The following is a 485-nucleotide window of genomic DNA, read 5'->3' on the forward strand; positions in this document are numbered from 1 at the left end:
GGGCGAAGGTGGCGGCGTAGATCCCCCGGCCCGTCCAGCTCCGGTGCAGGAAGACGACCTCGCCCTCCGTGAAGACGTTCCACTTCTCGTCCATGCCCCGCGCGCGGTAGCCGCGTCGGATCCGCTCCCAGTCCTGGTCGGACCACACCCGCCGGGGCACCCGTGGCATCGGCTGCGGCACGGATATCGGCCGGATGCGACCGGAGAACGTGGACCGGGACACGCGTTCGTCAGCGGGCATGGGGGGATTCTACGGGGGTCGTCCTGCGTGCGGGGTGACCTGGGAACTCGCCCACAAGGCCCTGGCCGCTCAGGTGAGTTGCTTCGTCAGCGTGTACTCCGTGACGCCCGGAGGGTAGTCGGGGATCACGCACACCACCTCGTACCCCTGCTTCCTGTAGAAGTCCGGGGCCTGGAAGTCCCAGGTCTCCACGCGGCTGTGCGTGCAGGCGCGCTCCGTGGCGGCGAGGCGTTCCGCCTCGGCC

2 pseudogenes are annotated in these 485 nt (G+C 70.1%); both read right to left on the reverse strand.

From position 1 onward, the window contains the following. Positions 1-241, reverse strand: a pseudogene (locus LPA54_RS37130) (hypothetical protein); the annotation flags it as partial. Positions 242-310: 69 nt separating this feature from the next. Continuing rightward, a pseudogene (locus LPA54_RS37135) lies at positions 311-485 on the reverse strand (N-acetyltransferase); the annotation flags it as partial.

Origin of the sequence: Streptomyces sp. DH12, from assembly GCF_020873895.1 — a bacterium.
In the GTDB taxonomy this organism is placed as follows: domain Bacteria; phylum Actinomycetota; class Actinomycetes; order Streptomycetales; family Streptomycetaceae; genus Streptomyces.